The organism is Streptomyces sp. NPDC032161 (assembly GCF_040636995.1).
In the GTDB taxonomy this organism is placed as follows: Bacteria; Actinomycetota; Actinomycetes; order Streptomycetales; family Streptomycetaceae; genus Streptomyces.
Genome location: NZ_JBEZVN010000016.1, coordinates 84953 through 101754, shown reverse-complemented (window position 1 = coordinate 101754; position 16802 = coordinate 84953). Strand labels below are relative to the sequence as shown.

Sequence of the window (16802 nt, the reverse complement as noted above, 5' to 3'; positions counted from 1 at the left end):
GCCGGGCGCACGGGGGTACGGACCCGGCCGACGGCACGGGTCAGGTGCCGTCCGCCACCAGTCCCGCCGGTTCCTCGTCCGCGTCGTCCTCGTCGAAGACGGAGCTGATGTCGAAGCGGCACACCACGAGTTGCGGATCCGCGTCCTCGAACGGGGCGTCGAGCCACTCCCCCGCCTCCGGCGGCTCCTCCACGGCCGTGACCCAGAGCGTGGAGTCCCCTTCCTCCAGCCCGAACTCGGAGTGCCGGGAGGCGATCTCGTCCGGTTCGTACTCCCCGAACAGCACTCCGAGCGCCGCGTGGACGCTGGAGCCGACGACCGCGGCGCTCCCGGTGGCCCGGTCGTCGGGATCGAGGTCGGCGATCCGCTGTGCCTGTGCGAACAGCCGCGGCGGCTCGACCACGGTGTAGTCCCGCCGGATCAGAACGCTGAGCGCGTTCGGTTCCTCGGGGCCGGTGTACGGCGGCAGGGAGCCGTCCGCACCCGGGATCTCGAAGGGGGTGACCTCGTCGTAGCGGTCGTAGAGCAGTTCGTCGTAGACCTCGGCGGCGGCGGCCAGTGCGTTGAACGCGTCGTAGACGGCGGGATCATCGTCCCCCGTCCGGCGCTCGACCGCGTCGAGGTGACGGTCGAGCGCGGCTTTGATGGCTTCGGCGGCGGCGCGTACCTCGGCAGCGGTGGGCTGCGCAGCATCAGACATGGTGCAGACGCTATCCGTACCGGGCCTCTGCCCGCACAATGGATGCGATGCCGGAATACGAATTTGTCGATGTGTACGTACCGCGCGGGGTGTCCCGGAAGGAGACCGCACGCCTGCTGACCGACCATGCCGAGTACGGGCACTGGGAACTGGACCGACTGACGCTGCGCCACGACGGCAGCCGCAGGGTGCGACTGCGGCGGCGGATCATCCGCCAGCTCCGCGCCACCTGGTGAGAGGGGCGGGCCCCGCTGCCGCGGGTCCCGCCCCTCTCGCTTCGCCGCCCCGGCCCGTTACGCGGACAGGCGGGCGCGGCGGTAGAACACCGTCCCCGCACCCGCCAGCAGCAGGCCGGCGCTCACCGGGATCAGCAGTTCGGCACCGCCCGCCCCGGTGTGGGCGAGCTGGGGCGCGTTCCGCGCCTCGGGCACGTTCGGCACCTCCCGCGGACCCGGCACCGGCGGCTTGTGCTCGGTGACCGGCGTGACCGGCGTGACCGGGGTGACCGGCTTCACCGGCTTCACCGGCTTCACCGGCGGTGTGACGACGTCCGTGTCGTTCCCGCATTCGTTGCCGAAGGTGGGATTGAGCAGTCCGCCGATGGTGACGCTGTTCCCGCAGACGTTCACGGGGATGTCGATCGGCGCCGAGATGCTGTTCCCGGACAGCAGGCCCGGCGAGCCCTCCGCGACGCCCTGGGCCGTCGCCCCCCCGTCGATCGGGGCCCGGTGCTTGCCCGTTCCCGGCCGACTCGCCTGGGTGAGGTCGCCGGACACCTGGCTGCCGGAGGCGTGCTTGCCCGCGGAGGCCCCCTGCGAACCGTTTCCACAGGTGTTCCCGAACGCGGGGTTGATCAGCGCCACGACGTCCACGGAGTTTCCGCAGACGTTGACCGGGACGTCGACCGGGATCTGGACGGAATTCCCCGAAAGCGCTCCCGGGGAATTCGCCGCGCCGCCGGACGCTCCCGCGTCCGCGTGCGCGTAGCCACCGCTCAGCGCGAGCGCGCCGCCCGCCGCAGCCATGGTGATCAGGCCCTTGCGCGTGACCTGTCGCATAACTTCTTTCCTGCCTTCTGCCTTCCGGAATACCCCCGGACTCGATCGAGCGGGGGCGGATTACCCAGCAGCCCCGGAGCGCATGGCGTGCACTCCGGGGCCGACCGGATTCAAACCCTCACGGGTTGACCCATCAACGTCAGGCGTTGCCGCAGGCGTTGCCGAAGGTGGGGTTCAGCAGCCCGATGATGTCGACCGTGTTGCCGCACACGTTGACCGGAACGTGCATGGGCACATGGACGACGTTGCCCGAGACGACACCCGGGTTGCCGACGGCGGCGCCCTGGGCACCGGAGTCCGCGACGGCCATGCCCGCACCCGAGAGCACCAGACCACCGGTCACGGCCGCAGCAGCGACGACCTTCTTGATCATTGTTTCCTCCTAGTTGGCAATGCGGTCCCAGCCGCGGACCGCATCACCTGTAACGAGGACGAGCTAATCGGGCTACGAGCGTATGGTTCCTTTCACTCGTTCCGGTCAAATGCGCACACGTTGGCGAATATTTGCGTGACACAGAGACGGACCGGTGCCACTCGTCCCTGCTCGGAGGCCGCGCGGGCTCAGCAGTTGTCGATGAAACGGTCGAGCACCCGCACGCCGAACTTGAGACCGTCCACCGGCACCCGCTCGTCCACGCCGTGGAACATGCCCGCGAAGTCGAGCTCCGGGGGCAGCTTCAGCGGGGCGAACCCGAAGCACCGGATGCCGAGGTCGTCGAAGGACTTGGCGTCGGTACCGCCCGAGAGCATGTAGGGGACCGCACGCGCGATCGGATCCTCGGCCTTGAGGGCCACCTGCATCGCCTCGACGAGCGAGCCGTCGAAGCTGGTCTCCAGCGCCTTGTCCGTGTGCACGTCCTCCCGCTTCACCCGGGGGCCGAGGATGCGGTCCAGATCGGCCAGGAACTCCTCCTCGAAACCGGGCAGGAAGCGGCCGTCGACGTGGGCCACGGCCTGTCCGGGGATGACGTTCACCTTGTAGCCGGCGCCGAGCATGGTGGGGGCCGCGGAGTTGCGGAGCGTGGCGCCGACCATCTTGGCGATGCCGTTGAGCTTGGGAAGCGTGGCCTCCATGTTCTCCGGGTCGAGCGGGACGCCGAGCGCGTCGGACAGCTCGTCGAGGAAGGACCGCACGGTCTTGGTGACCCGGACCGGCCAGTTGTGCCGCCCGAGCCGTCCGACCGCCTCGCACAGCTCGGTGATCGCGTTGTCGTCGTTGGTCATCGAGCCGTGACCGGCGGTGCCGTCCACGGTGAGCCGCATCCAGTGCATACCCTTCTCGGCCGTCTCGACGAGGTAGAGCCGCAGCTTCTCGTTCACCGTGAAGGAGAAGCCGCCGACCTCGCCGATCGCCTCGGTGACGCCCTCGAAGAGACCGGGGTGCTTGTCCACGAGATACCGCGCCCCGTACGTGCCGCCCGCCTCCTCGTCGGCGAGGAACGCCAGCACGATGTCACGCGGGGGCTTGCGGCCGCTGCGCAGCCGGTCGCGGACGACCGCGAGGGTCATCGCGTCCATGTCCTTCATGTCGACCGCGCCCCGGCCCCACACGCAGCCGTCCGCCACCTCGCCGGAGAACGGATGGTGGGTCCAGTCGTGGGCGTTGGCCGGCACCACGTCCGTGTGCCCGTGGATGAGCAGCGCGGGACGGGACGGGTCCTCGCCCTCGATCCGGGCCACGGTCGAGGCCCGGCCCTTGTGGGACTCGATGATCTGCGGCTCCAGCCCGACCTCGGCCAGCTTCTCCGCGACGTACTCGGCGGCACCGCGCTCCCCCGGTCCCGAGTGGTCCCCGTAGTTGCTGGTGTCGATGCGGATCAGGTCACGACAGAGGTCCACGACCTCGTCCTCACCCGGGACGGTCCGGGCCGTGTTGGTCTCGCTCACACTGCTTCCTTCCACTGTCGCTGTGTCCCTCCCCCTCATCCTCTCCCGCCCTGTCCGCCCGCCCAAGACCCTCCGTCTCTCGTCATGCGCCCTCACACTCCCCCCGCCGTGATCGAGCACCCCCGGATGTTTGCTATTGTTTTCCACGTCGGAACGGGCGAGGCCCGCGAGACAGACACCTGGTCCGGGTGGCGGAATGGCAGACGCGCTAGCTTGAGGTGCTAGTGCCCTTTATCGGGCGTGGGGGTTCAAGTCCCCCCTCGGACACCAATGAAAACCCCAGCTCAGCTGGGGTTTTCTGCTGTTTCGGGCGTGGGCCGGGAGCGCACGGCCCACGGGCCCGGCGCGCCGCCCATCGACGTTCCGGGCCCCGGCTCCCCCGGTTACGCGAGCGCCTCGGCCAGCAGGGCGGCGGTCCTGGCCACCAGTGCGTTGTCGGCCGGCGCGTCCTCCTCGTACCCGGTCGTCAGGACGGCCATGACGACCGGAGCGCCGCCCGGAGGCCAGGTGATGCCCACGTCGTTGCTGCCGCCGTACCGGCCGCCGCCGGTCTTGTCGGCGACGGTCCAGTCGGCGGGCAGACCGGCGCGGAACCGCTCGTCGCTGGTGGTGTTGCCCAGCAGCCAGCCGGTGAGGAGGCGCCGGTCCCGGGGCGAGAGCGCGTCGCCGAGCGTGAGGTTCGCGTAGGTACGACCGATGGCACGCGGGGTGGTGGTGTCGGTGACGCGCCACGGCTCCGCCGAGTTCAGTTCGGGCTCCCAGCGGTCGAGCCGGGTGCGGCCGTCGCCGGTCGAACGGCAGAAGCGGGTGACGGCGGTCGGTCCGCCCAGCTCGCGCAGGAGCAGGTTGCCCGCGGCGTTGTCGCTGTGGCGGATGGCCGCGTCGCACAGTGCACCGACGGTCATGCCGCGGGCGATGTTCTCGTCCTCGCCGGTGATCGGGCAGTACCCGGAGTCCTCCGCGTAGCGGCGGGTGTAGTGGATGCGCTCGGCCAGGAACTCGCCGTCGTGGTCGAGGTCGCGCAACACGGCCGCGGCGGCGATCGTCTTGAACAGCGAGCACATCGGGAAGCGCTCGTCCGCCCGGTAGGCCACCGTCCTCCGCGTGCGCGTGTGATGGGCGTACACGCCGAGCCGGGCGGTGTGCTCCCGCTCCAGTTGCGCCAGGCGCGAGGCGACGGCGCCGCCGGTCGAGGCGTACGCGGTGCCGCCGAGTGCCGCGGGCAGGGCGGCGGAGAGCGCCGCGCCGGCGCCGAGGACGAGGGCGGTACGGCGGGACGGGCGTGGTCCTGTGGTGTGCAAGGCGTTCCCTTCTCCGGTGCTCACGACATACCCCGAACACCCCGACACGCAGTCGGCTGCGGAACGGTTCCGTCCGGTCGGATGCGGAGCGGGGGCACGGGCCGCGCCCCGCGCACCGCGTGCGCGACGGTCCGATCGGCCGCGTCGGCCTCCCGGGCGGAGCGGGCCCGCTCTCCGTCCCGCGGGGCGGGGGCGGTGCCCCGGCGGGCCGGGACGACCGGGGATACTGGGCGAGCGCCCCGACGAGGACACGAGGAGTCCGTGCCATGCCCATCGCCGTACCGGACGGCGCGCCCCGGTGAGGGGACGCGCGAAGCCTCCGCCCGCGCCGCTGCCCCAGCGGGACGGGATCGATCCGGTGCGGGTGCGGCTTCCGGAGGACCCGGAGGGGCGGTGGGCGACGGTCGGGGATCATCTGCGGGCACGGTTCGCGGGCGCGGTCGGGGCGGCGCGGGTGGACGCCATGTTCGCCGAGGGGCGGTTCGTGTCCGCGCGCGGTCCCGTGTCCGCCGACGAGCCGTACGCCGCGGGGCGGTACCTCTGGTTCCACCGGGACTTCGCGCCGGAGGAACCGGTGCCGTTCCCGGTCGGGGTCGTCCATCGCGACGCGCATCTCGTCGTCGCCGACAAGCCGCACTTCCTTGCGACGACGCCGCGCGGACGTCATGTCACCGAGACTGCGGTGGCCCGGTTGCGCCGCGAGCTGGACATCCCCGCGCTGCAGCCCGCGCACCGGCTGGACCGGCTGACCGCGGGACTGGTCCTGTTCGTGGTGCGGCCCGAGGAGCGGGGCGCGTACCAGACGCTGTTCCGGGACCGGCTGGTGCGCAAGGAGTACGAGGCGGTGGCGCCGTACGATCCCGGGCTGGTCCTGCCGCGGACCGTGCGCAGCCGGATCGTGAAGGAGCGCGGGGTCGTCGCCGCGCGTGAGGAGCCGGGCGAGCCGAACAGCGAGACCCGGATCGAGCTGCTGGAGCACCGGGCGGGTCTCGGCCGCTACCGGCTGCTGCCCGCCACCGGACGCACCCACCAGCTGCGGGTCCATATGAACGGGCTGGGGCTGCCGTTGGTCGACGACCCGGTCTATCCGGTGGTCGAGGCGGAGGGCGAGGCCGACGACTGGTCGCACCCGCTCCAACTGCTCGCGCGCGTACTGGAGTTCACCGATCCGGTCACGGGCGGGCCGCGCCGCTTCGAGAGCGGGCTGCGGCTCTCCGCGTGGCCGGAGCGGTGACCGGCGGGCCGTACCGGTCCGGGGGCGGGTGACCTCCGCGGGCCCGGACCGGTGTGCGCCGCCCGGCCTCAGTGGCCGCGGGCGATCCACTCGTCGAGGTGCGGGGTCTCCGAGCCGATGGTGGTGGAGTCGCCGTGTCCGGTGCGGACGGTGGTCTCCGGGGGCAGGGTGAGCAGCCGTTCCCTGATCGAGTCGATGATCGTGGGGAAGTGGGAGAAGGAGCGTCCGGTGGCTCCCGGGCCGCCCCGGAAGAGCGTGTCGCCGGTGAAAACGGTGGTCAGCCCGGGGGCGTACAGGCAGACGGCGCCGGGCGCGTGGCCCGGGGTGTGCAGGACCGTGAGCGTCGTGCCGGCGATCCGCAGCTCCTGACCGTCGGTCAGTTCGCCGTCCGGGGCGCGGTCCGGGTGGGTGCGCCTCCACAGCGGCAGGTCGTCGGGGTGCAGCAGGATCGGTGCGCCGGTGGCGGCGGCGAGGGCCGGGGCCGCGTCGATGTGGTCGTTGTGCGCGTGCGTGCACACGATGGCGCGCAGGGCACGGCCGTTCAGCGCGGTCTCGATGGCGTCGGCGTCGTGGGCGGCGTCGATGACGATCGCCTCGGTGTCGTCGCCGACGATCCAGACGTTGTTGTCGACGTCCCACTCCCCGCCGTCGAGGGCGAAGGTGCCGGAGGTGACGAGGTGGTCGATGCGGACGGCCATCAGAGGACCACCACCGAGCGCAGCACGTCGCCCTCGTGCATCCGGGCGAACGCCTTCTCGACGTCGCCGAGTCCGATGGTCTCGGTGACGAACGCGCCGAGGTCGATGTGGCCCTGCTGGTGCAGATCGATGAGCATCGGGAAGTCGCGCGAGGGCAGGCAGTCGCCGTACCAGGAGGACTTGAGCGAGCCGCCGCGGCCGAAGACGTCGAGCAGCGGCAGCTCCAGCCGCATCTCCGGGGTGGGGACGCCGACCAGGACGACGGTGCCCGCGAGGTCGCGGGCGTAGAACGCCTGCTGGTACGTCTCGGGGCGGCCGACCGCCTCGATGACGACATCCGCGCCGTTGCCGCCGGTCAGCGAGCGGATCGCCTCGACCGGGTCGGTGGAACGGGAGTTGACGGTGTGGGTGGCGCCCATCGACTTCGCCGTCTCCAGCTTGCGGTCGTCGACGTCCACCGCGATGATCCGCGCCGCTCCGGCCAGCCGGGCGCCGACGATCGCCGCGTCGCCGACACCGCCGCAGCCGATCACGGCGACCGAGTCGCCGCGGCCGACCTGGCCGGTGTTGAGGGCGGCGCCGATGCCCGCCATGACGCCGCAGCCGAGGAGTCCGGCGACGGCCGGGGAGACCTCGGGGTCGACCTTGGTGCACTGGCCGGCGGCGACCAGGGTCTTCTCGGCGAACGCGCCGATGCCGAGGGCCGGGGAGAGTTCCATGCCGTCGAGCAGCGTCATCTTCTGCTTCGCGTTGTGGGTGTCGAAGCAGTACCAGGGTCGGCCGCGCAGACACGCCCGGCACTGGCCGCACACCGCACGCCAGTTGAGGATGACGAAGTCGCCGGGCGCGACGTCCGTGACGCCCTCGCCGACGGACTCCACCACTCCGGACGCCTCGTGTCCGAGGAGGAACGGGAACTCGTCGTTGATACCGCCCTGCTTGTAGTGCAGATCGGTGTGGCAGACGCCGCACGCCTGGATCTTCACCACGGCCTCGCCGGGGCCCGGGTCCGGGATCACGATGGTCTCGACCCGTACCGGCTCGTTCTTCCCCGGTGCGATGACCCCTTGCACCTGCTGCGACATACCGCGGTCTCCTGTTTCCGTCATTTCGTGAAGATCGAACACGAACAACCGTACGCCCCGAAAGGGTGTCACGGCGGCGCGCCGCGTTGGCGCGAAACGGCCGCCGCCCACCGGGTGGGATGTACCGGTTTCGGTCAGATGGGGCGTTGCGGTGAACTGCGGCGCCGCTCTCCGTGGTCCTTCGACGCAGAGGGACCACGGGGCCGACACCTGCGGGGGCAGGGGTCCCGTGGTCCACCGACAAATGATCTATGGATCACGGGGGGAAGTACCTTGACCGGGATCGCCGAGTTCACGGAGAAGATCGGCCGGCCGACCGGCGCGGCGGGAACCGACGCGGTGACGGCCGCGGCACCGGCCGACGCGGCCCGGACCGACGCGGCGGCGTCGGAGGCCGTGTCGGGGGCGCGGGTGGGCGGGCTCGTGCCGTACGCCGACCCGTTGCCCGTACCGCCGGTGCTGCGCCCGCGGAGCGACGACCCGCTCCGCGAGACCGAGATCGCCGTGTCGCCCACCTGGGTGCGGATGCACTCGCAGCTGCCGCCGACCCTGATGTGGGGGTACGACGGGATGGTGCCGGGGCCGACCATCGAGGTGCGGCGCGGGCAGCGGATCAGGATCGCCTGGACGAACCGGGTGCCCGAGGGGAGCGAGTACCCGGTGACCGCCGTGGAGGTCGGTCCGGTGGGACCGGGCGAGACGGCCCCGCACAACCGGCCGGGACGCGACGGCGTCGAGCCGGACGCGGACGTCGCCGCGCTGCCCGCCTGGACGGTGACCCACCTGCACGGCGCGCAGACCGGCGGCGGGAACGACGGCTGGGCGGACAACGCCGTCGGCTCCGGCGACGCCCAGTTGTCGGAGTACCCGAACGACCACCACGCCGCCCACTGGTGGTACCACGACCACGCCATGAACATCACCCGGTGGAACGTGTACGCCGGGCTCGTCGGCACGTACCTGGTCCGGGACGACGAGGAGGACACGCTCGGTCTGCCGTCCGGCGACCGGGAGGTGCCGCTGATCCTCGCCGACCGCAACCTGGACACCGACGAGGACGGACGGCCGAACGGGCGGCTGCTGCACAAGACCACCGTGGTCGTCGCGGCCGACCCGGAGACCGGAAAGCCGGTGTCGCTGCCGTTCCTGGGCCCGTACACGACGGTCAACGGCCGCATCTGGCCGCACTTCGACGTGGACGACGCCTGGTACCGGTTCCGGCTGGTCAACGCCTCCAACGCCCGGATCTACGATCTGGTGCTGCTGGACGACGCGAACGAGCCGGTGCCGGGCGTGATCCGGCAGATCGGCAGCGACGGCGGGCTGCTGCCGCGCCCGGTGCCGGTCGACTTCGACGAATCGATGCCGGCGCTGACGATCGCACCGGCCGAGCGGATGGACCTGCTGATCGACTTCTCGGCGCTGGCCGGGCGACGGGTCCGCCTGGTCAACCGCGGCAGGCTCGGGCCGGGGGTGCCGGACCTCGCGTCCAGCGTGCCGTTCCCGCAGGTGATGGAGTTCCGGGTACGGGAGACCGGGCGGCGGGACGCCTTCGTGCCGCCGGAGGTGCTGTCGGGTTCCTTCCGCCGGTACGAGCACAGCCTGGTGGAGCACGGACACCGGCTCGTCGTGCTGACCCCGCCCGGCACGGTCGGGGGTGGCGGCCACCCGGAGATCTGGGAGATGGCGGAGGTCGAGGACGCGTCCGGGGTGCCGGTGCCGTCGGACGGCATCGTCCAGGTGCGGGGCGAGGACGGCACGGTGCGCACGTACCGCAGGATCGCCCGGACCTTCAACGACGGGCTCGGGTTCACGGTCGGCGAGAACACGTACGAGCAGTGGTCGTTCCTCAACCTGGGCGCCCCGATCCATCCCATGCACATCCACCTGGCGGACTTCCAGGTCCTCGGCCGGGAGGCGTACACGGTGGACGGCTTCGACACCGCGATCGGCGGCACCCGCTCCCCCGTGGCGTTCGACCACGGCACCAAGATCCCGGTGCCGCCGAACGAGCAGGGCTGGAAGGACGTCTTCCGGGTGCCGCAGGGACAGTTGGTGAAGGTGCTCGGCAACTTCGACGGCGGGTACGGGCGGTTCATGTACCACTGCCATCTGCTGGAGCACGAGGACATGGGCATGATGCGGCCGTTCGTCGTGATGCCGCCGGAGGCGCTCAAGTTCGACCACGGCGCCGGGCACGGCGGCCACGGCCCGGGGCACGGCGGCTGACCCGGTCGCGAACGGCGGCCCCCGCGGGAGCGCCGACGCCGTCCCGGTGACGCGTCGGCCGCTTCGGGCCTGTCGTCGGACCGCCGCCGCACGGACGGCAGGCGACGGCCCGACGGCAGGTCCCGGCGGGAGCCCGCCGCGTGTCCGGGCGGGGTCAGGGCGCGAGCACGTCCAGTTCGTGCAGGGCGCCCACCGCGATCTCCTTCGTCAGCCGCTCCGCCGCTTCCGCGTCCCCCTCGCGCACCGCCTCGGCGACCCGGACATGGAGGGTGACCGCCGCCGGGTCGGGGTCCTCGAACATCACGTGGTGATGGGTGCGGCCGGCCAGGATCTCGGCGACGACGTCGCCGAGCCGCGCGAACATCTCGTTGCCGGAGGCGTCGAGCACGATCCGGTGGAACGCGATGTCGTGCTCCAGATAGCCCTCCAACTGCTGGCCGCGCGAGGTGGCGACCATGCCCAGCGCGCACTCCGTGAGGGCCGCGCACTGCTCGGGGGTCGCGTTGCGGGCGGCGAGGCCCGCCGCCACCGGCTCGATCGCCGACCGCAGCACGGTCAGGGAGCGCAGTTGGCGCGGGCGGTCGGCGCCGGCCAGCCGCCACCGGATGACCTGCGGGTCGTACACGTTCCACGCCTCGGTCGGCCGCACGGTGACGCCGACGCGGCGCCGCGACTCGACCAGGTGCATGGACTCCAGGACGCGGACCACCTCGCGCACGACCGTCCTGGAGACGTCGAAGCGCCGGGCCAGTTCGTCGGTGCGCAGCACCTGCCCGGGACGGTGCTCCCCGGCGGCGATCTCCAGACCCAGGGTGTCCAGCACATGCGTATGCAGCCCAGGGCCCTGTGTGGTCATGGGGACAGACTACGGCGCACCTCCGGAGACCAAAAAGTACGACGTTTACATCACAACATCTTGAATAAGTCGTACGTATACGTTTCAGTAGCGCGACGGACCGATGTCGAGGAAGACGTCGAAGAGAACAGCGAGGCCACCAATGAGCACCCCCCACGTCGTCGTGGTGATGGGCGTCGCAGGGACCGGCAAGACCACGATCGGCCCCCTGCTCGCCGCCGAACTGGGCGTACCGTACGCCGAGGGCGACGACTTCCACCCCGCGGCGAACATCGCCAAGATGTCGGCGGGCATCCCGCTGGACGACGCGGACCGGTGGCCCTGGCTCGATGCGATCGGCCGGTGGGCCCACGGCCGGGCGGGCCTCGGCGGGGTGGTGAGCAGCTCGGCGCTCAAGCGGGCCTACCGGGACCGGCTGCGGGCCGAGGCGCCCGGCGCGGTCTTCCTGCATCTGACCGGGGACCGCGCCCTGATCGGGGCCCGCATGGCGAAGCGCAAGGGCCACTTCATGCCCACCGCGCTGCTCGACTCGCAGTTCGCCGCCTTGGAGCCGCTCCAGGCGGACGAGGCCGGTGTCCCGGTCGACGTGTCCGGCACCCCTGAAGAAATCACCCAGCGAGCCGTCGCCGCACTGCGGCGGCTCGACGACTAAGGACCACCACCGTGACCAGTCTCAGCGTCGAGACGCTGGCAGCGGACGCCGTCGAACCGATCACCTCGGCGGGCAACGCGCAGTTGGGCATCGCCGTACTGGCGGGCATCGCCGTCATCGTCCTGCTCATCACCAAGTTCAAGGTGCACGCGTTCCTCGCGTTGACCATCGGGTCGCTGGCGCTCGGTTCGTTCGCCGGGGCCGCGGCGGACAAGACGATCGCCAGCTTCACCGCCGGGCTCGGCTCCACCGTGTCGGGTGTCGGGGTCCTCATCGCGCTCGGCGCCATCCTCGGCAAGCTGCTCGCCGACTCCGGCGGCGCGGACCAGGTCGTCGACACCATCCTCGCGAGGGCGAGCGGACGGGCCATGCCGTGGGCGATGGTGCTGATCGCCTCGGTCATCGGCCTGCCGCTGTTCTTCGAGGTCGGGATCGTGCTGCTGATCCCGGTGGTGCTGCTCGTGGCCAAGCGCGGGAACTACTCGCTGATGCGGATCGGCATTCCGGCGCTGGCCGGTCTCTCCGTGATGCACGGCCTGATCCCGCCGCACCCCGGCCCGCTGGTGGCGATCGACGCCCTCGGCGCCAACCTCGGTGTCACGCTCGCGCTGGGTGTGCTGGTGGCGATCCCGACCGTGATCGTCGCGGGTCCGGTCTTCTCCCGCTACGCCGCGCGCTGGGTGGACGTGGAGGCGCCGGAGAAGATGATCCCGCAGCGCCCCTCTCAGGAGCTGGACCGCCGTCCGGGCTTCGGCGCCACACTGGCGACGATTCTGCTGCCGGTCGTGCTGATGCTGGTCAAGGCTCTGGTCGACATCGTCGTGGACGACCCGGAGAACCACCTCCAGCGGGTCACCGACGTGATCGGCTCCCCGTTGATCGCGCTTCTGACGGCCGTCTTCGTCGGCATGTTCACACTCGGCCGGGCGGCCGGGTTCACCAAGGGCCGGCTCTCCGGCACCGTCGAGAAGTCCCTCGCCCCGATCGCCGGGGTGCTGCTGATCGTGGGCGCGGGTGGCGGTTTCAAGCAGACCCTCATCGACGTCGGCGTGGGCCAGATGATCCTGGACTTCTCGAAGGACTGGTCGATCCCGGCCCTGCTGCTGGGCTGGCTGATCGCCGTCGCGATCCGGCTCGCGACCGGTTCGGCGACCGTGGCCACCATCTCGGCCGCCGGTCTCGTCGCCCCGCTGGCCGCCGACATGTCGACCGCTCACATCGCACTGCTGGTCCTCGCCGTGGGCGCGGGCTCGCTCTTCTTCAGCCACGTCAACGACGCCGGGTTCTGGCTGGTGAAGGAGTACTTCGGAATGGACGTCGGTCAGACGATCAAGACCTGGTCGGTGATGGAGACCATCATCTCCGTGGTCGCGCTGGCCTTCATCCTGCCGCTGTCGCTGCTTCTCTAGTGCCGCGCCAGGCAACGTTTGCCCGTCAAGGAGCGCGTCCGGTACGTGCTCTCGGTGCGGCGAGAGGGCGTGCCGGGCGTCACGACGGGGCGAACGTTGCCTGATGCGGCACTAGCTAGTGCCGTGACCAGCAAGGTTTGCCCGGAACGAGCGTCGTCCGGTGCGCATGCCGAGGCGTGCGTCCGGTTCGGCGGGCGCCGTCGCCATGTGCACGGTTGACCAGCGGGAACGGAGGGCGTGCCGTCCGGCGCCGGGTCCGTGAGCGCGTGCCAGACTGAGCGCCATGCCGAACAGTGAACCCCTCAAGCCCTTTCTGCTCGCCTTCCCCGGCCCGCTGCGCGACCGGCTCGTCCGGGCGGTGCTCGACGGCGTGAAGGTGTCGACGACCGGGCTGCTCGCCGAGTACGAGGCGGAGAAGGAGGAGCTGCCCCCGGTGGGTGAGCGGTCCGCGCTGATCGACTCGGACGGCCGTGAGGTCGCGGTGCTGGAGGTGACGGAGGTACGGGTGCTGCGCCTCGGCGACATCGATCTGCCGCATGTGATCGACGAGGGCGAGGGGCACGCCTCGGTGGCCGAGTGGCGCGCGGACCACGAGAGGTTCTGGCACGGCGCGGAGATGCGGGAGGCGCTCGGCGACCCGGCCTTCACCGTGGACGACGACACCATGGTCGTCGCCGAACGGTTCCGCGTCGTCGAGCTGTCGGCCCCCGTGGCGGGCGCGGCGGAACGGTAGGGGCGGCCGGGCCTCACCCGCCGTCCCGGGCACGCGGTCCAGGCCCCGTCCCCGGCCGCACCCGTGGCCCGTGATCGCGGGCCCCGCGCCGGAGCCGGGCCGGAACCGGAACCGGACCGGGCCCGCGGCGGGTCAGGAGACCTTCCGGCAGGTCAGGGGCGGTGGGACGGCGCCCGGACGGCCGGTGCGCGCGAAGCCGGTCCAGGCGGCGCGCACCGCCCGGCCCAGCTCGTCCACCTCGTCCCATCCGGCGTCCCCCAGCATCGGGGACCTCCGCCAGGCGGCCCGGATGCCCAGGACCAGGGGCAGTTCCAGGCAGTGGGTGGCACCGAACGGCGAGCCCGCCGGGCGCCAGTCCAGCCGGTAGGCGTGGACCCGGGCCCCGGCGCGCACCAGCCGCTGCCCGAAGGCGGTCAGCGGTTCCTCGTACATCCGGCGGGTCGGTCCGGCCGGGTCGCCGTCCTCGTTCGGCTCGTCCGGGAAGGCCGTCATGTCGTCCGCGTTCCAGCCGTACAGGACGTCCATGCCGCGCACCCCCGCGTCGAGTTCCGCGCCGGGCCTCCGGACCGGTCCGAACGGCGGTTCCAGGGTGGAGCCGGAACGGGCGCGGTGGGCGAGGGCGGTGTCGCGTTGCGCGGCGAGCAGGGCAGCGGGGGCGGCGGTGCGCGGGTCGGCGCCGGGGGCGTGGACCGCGAGCCGTTCGACGAAGAGGCGTCCGAGGGCGGTCGCCTCCTCACGGGGGCGGGTCGTGATCGCCAGCGGGGCGCTCTGCAGGATCGCGCGGTGGAACAACCCGCGGGCCTCGGGCAGTTCCATCAGCAGCCGGATGGAGAGGGCCCCGGCGGACTGCCCGAAGACGGTGACGTCGGCGGGGTCGCCGCCGTACCCGGCGATGTGCCGGCGCACCCACCGGAGGGCTTCGAGTTGGTCGTACAGGCCCAGGTCGCCCTCGCAGACCCCGTCGAGGCAGAGGTAACCGAGCGCACCGAGGCGGTAGTTGACGGACACCACCACGACGTCGCCCTCGGCGGCGAGCGCTCCGCCGTCGTACCAGTCCATGAGGCCGCCGCCGCTGCTGAAGCCGCCGCCGTGGAACCAGACCATCACCGGCCGCCCTCGGCCGTCCCGGGCGGGTGTGGTGACCGTGAGGTTGAGGCAGTCCTCGCCCTGCGGGCGCCGGTCGAGCGGGGGGCCCATGACCGCGTCGAGCCGGGACGGCGGCTGCGCACAGATCTCGCCGCTCGCCGGGCGGGTGTCGTGCCCGGCCACCGGCCGCGGCCGGCCGAACCGCTCGGCCACCGCGTAGCGGATCGGGCCCGACCGGTGGACCCGGGCACCGGTCCGGTCCGCGCCCTCGCCCGGACCGGACCTCGGCGCGCCGGTCACGCGGCGCTCCCGGGCACCGACTCGGCCGGGACCCGCGCCGGTTCCGGCGCCCCTTCCGGCACCAGCCGGAACAGGGCGACGGCGCCCGCCAGGCTCACCGAGCAGATCGCGACCAGGTACCAGGTCACGCCGGTCGAGGAGCCGCCCGAGTTGAGGAGCGCCGTCGAGATCATGGGGGCGAGCCCGCCGCCGAGGATCGCGCCGGCCTGGAGGATGAGCGAGGTGCCGGAGTAGCGGACGTTGACGGGGAAGGTGTCGACGATGATGCTGCCCTGCACGCAGTGGGTGACCGGGATGATCAGGCCCATGCCGAGCAGCGCCACCACCGCGAGCGCGGAGTTCCCGGTGTTCAGCAGCGGGAAGAAGGCGACGCACCAGACGAGGATGGCGACGGATCCGCCGATGAACATGGTGCGCCGTCCGTGCCGGTCGGCGATCTTCGTCCACACCGGGATGGTCGCGAACCACAGGGCGGCGGCGACGGTGACGCTCACGATGAGGAACTGCTTGTCGTAGTCGAGGTGCTGGGAGCCGTAGGACAGGGTGAAGACCATGAACACGTAGGCGACGGCCGAGTTCGCCACGACGGCGAACAGGGTGAGCGCCAGCCGGGGCAGGCCGACCTTGAAGGACTCCGCCAGCGGGAACCTGACCACCTCGTCGCGGGCACGCGCGCGGTCGAAGGACGGGGACTCGGTCACCCGCAGCCGGATCAGCAGCCCCACGGCGACGAGCACGAAGCTGAGCAGGAACGGGATGCGCCAGCCCCATGAGGTGAAGGCGCGGTCGCCGACGAGCGCGTTGGTGGTGAGGAAGACGACGTTGGCCAGGACCAGTCCGCCGGGCGTGCCCATCTGCGGGAAGCCGGCGTACAGGTTCTTCTTGCCGCGCGGTGCGTGTTCCATCGACATCAGTGTCGCTCCGGCGCCCTCGCCGCCGAGGCCGATGCCCTGGACGATGCGCAGGGCGACCAGGAGGACCGGGGCCCAGAAGCCGATGGTGTCGTAGTTCGGGATGGCTCCGATGAGGGTGGAACCGATGCCCATCAGCACGAGGGAGACGACCAGCGTCGCCTTGCGGCCGATGCGGTCCCCGTAGTGGCCGAAGACCAGTCCGCCGAGAGGACGGGCGATGAAGCCGACGGCGAAGGTGCTGAACGCGGCGAGGGTGCCGGCGGCGGGGCTCAGCGACGGGAAGAACTGCTGGTTGAAGATGAGTGCCGCGGCCGTGCCGTAGAGAAAGAAGTCGTACCACTCCAGCGTCGTGCCCGCGAGGGTGGCGAGCGCGGTTCTGCCGGCGGTGGCTCGGGCTTCGCCCGGGTTTTCTTCGCGAGGTGAAGTGTTCACGGGGTGACCTATCACTTGGATGGCGGGCTGGGGCGGTTCGCTCCGGACAGCCGCTACGACGGCCTGGCTTCACCCGTCGTTAACGGTGGATCCTGATGCCCTGAGACATGACGCACAAATAACCAATTGGGGACTCGACATACCCGTTCGGGTATAGCGGAGGAGACCGCTCCAACATCGGCACGTCGCTCCGGCCGCCCGTCGACTCCGTCAGGCCGGTATGCCGAA

Annotated in this window: 16 protein-coding genes and 1 tRNA gene; 7 read left to right on the top strand and 10 right to left on the bottom strand. The window is 71.7% G+C overall.

What is annotated here, in order from left to right; all coding sequences use genetic code 11:
* Positions 1 to 40 precede the first annotated feature (40 nt).
* The gene (locus AB0E67_RS24275) at positions 41 to 700 is read right to left on the bottom strand and encodes a hypothetical protein (RefSeq protein WP_362030424.1); all 660 of its coding nucleotides are present in this window, start codon (positions 698 to 700) and stop codon (positions 41 to 43) included.
* Between the two features lie 47 nt (positions 701 to 747).
* Here AB0E67_RS24275 and AB0E67_RS24270 point away from each other — a divergent pair, with 47 nt between their 5' ends.
* Complete coding sequence (locus AB0E67_RS24270) at positions 748 to 936, top strand: DUF5703 family protein (protein ID WP_072484370.1); 189 nt, start codon at positions 748 to 750, stop codon at positions 934 to 936.
* Between the two features lie 57 nt (positions 937 to 993).
* Here the strand turns inward: AB0E67_RS24270 and AB0E67_RS24265 are convergent, their stop codons facing one another.
* From AB0E67_RS24265 to AB0E67_RS24255, 3 genes are all read right to left on the bottom strand, one after another.
* Positions 994 to 1758 carry a chaplin gene (locus AB0E67_RS24265; protein WP_362030422.1) on the bottom strand — a complete coding sequence of 255 codons (765 nt, stop codon included), beginning with the start codon at positions 1756 to 1758 and terminating at the stop codon, positions 994 to 996.
* A 139-nt stretch (positions 1759 to 1897) separates the two neighbouring features.
* Positions 1898 to 2131, bottom strand: coding sequence for a chaplin (locus tag AB0E67_RS24260; protein WP_362030420.1), 234 nt, complete (start codon positions 2129 to 2131; stop codon positions 1898 to 1900).
* A gap of 188 nt (positions 2132 to 2319) precedes the next feature.
* Positions 2320 to 3645 (bottom strand): M20/M25/M40 family metallo-hydrolase, encoded by a 1326-nt coding sequence (locus tag AB0E67_RS24255; RefSeq protein WP_351629326.1) that lies wholly within the window; start codon positions 3643 to 3645, stop codon positions 2320 to 2322.
* Positions 3646 to 3827: 182 nt separating this feature from the next.
* On the opposite strand from AB0E67_RS24255, the gene AB0E67_RS24250 reads away from it, so the two are divergent.
* Positions 3828 to 3915, top strand: a tRNA-Leu gene (locus tag AB0E67_RS24250).
* Between the two features lie 113 nt (positions 3916 to 4028).
* Here AB0E67_RS24250 and bla read toward each other — a convergent pair.
* Positions 4029 to 4946, bottom strand: coding sequence for a class A beta-lactamase (bla, locus tag AB0E67_RS24245; protein WP_362030418.1), 918 nt, complete (start codon positions 4944 to 4946; stop codon positions 4029 to 4031).
* Between the two features lie 298 nt (positions 4947 to 5244).
* On the opposite strand from bla, the gene AB0E67_RS24240 reads away from it, so the two are divergent.
* Positions 5245 to 6180, top strand: coding sequence for a pseudouridine synthase (locus tag AB0E67_RS24240; RefSeq protein WP_362030416.1), 936 nt, complete (start codon positions 5245 to 5247; stop codon positions 6178 to 6180).
* A 68-nt stretch (positions 6181 to 6248) separates the two neighbouring features.
* Here the strand turns inward: AB0E67_RS24240 and AB0E67_RS24235 are convergent, their stop codons facing one another.
* Positions 6249 to 6878: an MBL fold metallo-hydrolase gene (locus AB0E67_RS24235; RefSeq protein WP_362030414.1), complete on the bottom strand. Its 630-nt coding sequence runs from the start codon at positions 6876 to 6878 to the stop codon at positions 6249 to 6251.
* A complete protein-coding gene (locus tag AB0E67_RS24230) occupies positions 6878 to 7963 on the bottom strand; it encodes an S-(hydroxymethyl)mycothiol dehydrogenase (RefSeq protein WP_362030412.1) in 1086 nt (361 codons plus the stop codon). The genes AB0E67_RS24235 and AB0E67_RS24230 overlap by 1 nt, the downstream gene beginning before the upstream one ends.
* A gap of 396 nt (positions 7964 to 8359) precedes the next feature.
* Here AB0E67_RS24230 and phsA point away from each other — a divergent pair, with 396 nt between their 5' ends.
* Positions 8360 to 10192 (top strand): O-aminophenol oxidase PhsA, encoded by a 1833-nt coding sequence (gene phsA / locus AB0E67_RS24225; protein ID WP_362030469.1) that lies wholly within the window; start codon positions 8360 to 8362, stop codon positions 10190 to 10192.
* 154 nt (positions 10193 to 10346) lie between these two features.
* Here the strand turns inward: phsA and AB0E67_RS24220 are convergent, their stop codons facing one another.
* Positions 10347 to 11048: an FCD domain-containing protein gene (locus AB0E67_RS24220; protein WP_362030410.1), complete on the bottom strand. Its 702-nt coding sequence runs from the start codon at positions 11046 to 11048 to the stop codon at positions 10347 to 10349.
* A gap of 142 nt (positions 11049 to 11190) precedes the next feature.
* Between AB0E67_RS24220 and AB0E67_RS24215 the strand changes: the two genes are divergently transcribed.
* From AB0E67_RS24215 to AB0E67_RS24205, 3 genes are all read left to right on the top strand, one after another.
* Positions 11191 to 11700 carry a gluconokinase gene (locus AB0E67_RS24215; RefSeq protein ID WP_362030408.1) on the top strand — a complete coding sequence of 170 codons (510 nt, stop codon included), beginning with the start codon at positions 11191 to 11193 and terminating at the stop codon, positions 11698 to 11700.
* Positions 11701 to 11711: 11 nt separating this feature from the next.
* The gene (locus AB0E67_RS24210) at positions 11712 to 13109 is read left to right on the top strand and encodes a gluconate:H+ symporter (RefSeq protein WP_362030407.1); all 1398 of its coding nucleotides are present in this window, start codon (positions 11712 to 11714) and stop codon (positions 13107 to 13109) included.
* 283 nt (positions 13110 to 13392) lie between these two features.
* Positions 13393 to 13842: an ASCH domain-containing protein gene (locus AB0E67_RS24205; protein WP_362030406.1), complete on the top strand. Its 450-nt coding sequence runs from the start codon at positions 13393 to 13395 to the stop codon at positions 13840 to 13842.
* 132 nt (positions 13843 to 13974) lie between these two features.
* Here AB0E67_RS24205 and AB0E67_RS24200 read toward each other — a convergent pair whose 3' ends face one another.
* Both AB0E67_RS24200 and AB0E67_RS24195 read right to left on the bottom strand, forming a co-directional pair.
* A complete protein-coding gene (locus AB0E67_RS24200; RefSeq protein ID WP_362030404.1) occupies positions 13975 to 15228 on the bottom strand; it encodes a carboxylesterase family protein in 1254 nt (417 codons plus the stop codon).
* Positions 15225 to 16574, bottom strand: a complete 1350-nt coding sequence (locus AB0E67_RS24195; protein ID WP_360107996.1) for an MFS transporter — start codon at positions 16572 to 16574, stop codon at positions 15225 to 15227. Before AB0E67_RS24195 ends, AB0E67_RS24200 begins: the two co-directional genes overlap by 4 nt.
* Positions 16575 to 16802 lie beyond the last annotated feature (228 nt).

Coding starts and splice junctions, on each gene's coding strand:
- AB0E67_RS24275 (WP_362030424.1), bottom strand. CDS start 700: ATGTCTGATGCTGCGCAGCCCACCGCTGCCGAGGTACGCGCCGCCGCC.
- AB0E67_RS24270 (WP_072484370.1), top strand. CDS start 748: ATGCCGGAATACGAATTTGTCGATGTGTACGTACCGCGCGGGGTGTCC.
- AB0E67_RS24265 (WP_362030422.1), bottom strand. CDS start 1,758: ATGCGACAGGTCACGCGCAAGGGCCTGATCACCATGGCTGCGGCGGGC.
- AB0E67_RS24260 (WP_362030420.1), bottom strand. CDS start 2,131: ATGATCAAGAAGGTCGTCGCTGCTGCGGCCGTGACCGGTGGTCTGGTG.
- AB0E67_RS24235 (WP_362030414.1), bottom strand. CDS start 6,878: ATGGCCGTCCGCATCGACCACCTCGTCACCTCCGGCACCTTCGCCCTC.
- AB0E67_RS24230 (WP_362030412.1), bottom strand. CDS start 7,963: ATGTCGCAGCAGGTGCAAGGGGTCATCGCACCGGGGAAGAACGAGCCG.
- AB0E67_RS24220 (WP_362030410.1), bottom strand. CDS start 11,048: ATGACCACACAGGGCCCTGGGCTGCATACGCATGTGCTGGACACCCTG.
- AB0E67_RS24215 (WP_362030408.1), top strand. CDS start 11,191: ATGAGCACCCCCCACGTCGTCGTGGTGATGGGCGTCGCAGGGACCGGC.
- AB0E67_RS24205 (WP_362030406.1), top strand. CDS start 13,393: ATGCCGAACAGTGAACCCCTCAAGCCCTTTCTGCTCGCCTTCCCCGGC.